Source organism: Rhodopseudomonas sp. BR0C11 (assembly GCF_010820945.1).
Taxonomy (GTDB): domain Bacteria; phylum Pseudomonadota; class Alphaproteobacteria; order Rhizobiales; family Xanthobacteraceae; genus Rhodopseudomonas; species Rhodopseudomonas palustris_H.
In genome coordinates this window covers 1-983 of sequence record NZ_QTKI01000752.1, presented here as the reverse complement: position 1 = coordinate 983, position 983 = coordinate 1, and the positions used below count along the sequence as shown (strand labels likewise).

At 64.2% G+C, this 983-nt stretch carries 1 protein-coding gene and 1 pseudogene; both read left to right on the top strand.

Features of this window, described 5'->3' with window-relative positions:
* Positions 1-878 (top strand): sensor histidine kinase (locus tag DYI24_RS27145; RefSeq protein ID WP_246701394.1); only part of this gene is annotated, 878 nt, incomplete at its 5' end.
* Positions 875-983: pseudogene (locus tag DYI24_RS28515) on the top strand (DNA-binding response regulator); the annotation flags it as partial. The gene DYI24_RS27145 and the pseudogene DYI24_RS28515, both read left to right, overlap by 4 nt.

Genomic DNA, 983 nt, shown 5'->3' with positions numbered 1-983 from the left:
GGCGAGGGCCAATCGGCGTGATCGGGATCGACGATGATCGCGTCGGGCCGTTGCTGACGCCGGACCAGCGGCGTCTGCTCGACGCGCTCACCGACCAGGGTGCGCTCGCAATCGAGCGTGTGCATCTGGTCGAGGACATGGACCGGGTCAAGCGCGATGCCGAATCCGACCGGTTGCGTCAGGCGCTGCTCACCTCGATTTCGCACGATCTGAAGACGCCGCTCGCCGCGGTGCTCGGCGCGGCAACGACGATGCGGGATCTGGCGCCGCATCTGAGCGATGCGCAGCGGACCGAACTGATCGGCACCATCGTCGAGGAATCCGAACGTCTCAACCGCTTCATCGCCAATCTGCTGGACATGACCAAGCTCGAATCCGGTGCCGTGGTGCCGAACAGCGCGGCCCACGATCTCGGCGAACTAGTCGGCGCCACGCTGCGGCGCGCGACGTCGATCCTGGCGCAGCACACGGTGAAACTGGATCTCGGCCAGGATCTGCCGATGATCGAGGTCGATCCGGTGCTGTTCGAACAGGCGCTGTTCAATCTGCTCGACAACGCTGCCAAATATGCACCGGCCGGCAGCGCGATCGAGCTTCGGGCTGTGCAGAGCGGCGGTCAGGTCGAGCTCCAGGTCCGCGATGAAGGTGAGGGGATTCCGCCTGCCGAGTTGGAAACCGTGTTCGACAAATTCTATCGCGTACGAAAGGGCGACCACGTCCGGCCCGGAACCGGCCTCGGCCTGGCGATCGCACGCGGTTTCATCGAAGCGATGGGCGGGCGATTGTCGGCTGGCAATCGCTCCGATCGCAGCGGTGCCGCGATGACCATCCGTCTTCCCGTCGCATCGCGCCGCGATGCTTTGATCAGTGCAGCGTGAGTGCCATGGCGATTAAAGTTCTGGTCATCGACGACGAACCGCCAATTCGGAAGCTGCTGCGGATGGGCCTTGGAAGCCAAGGCTACGAGGTGATCGAAGCCAGCA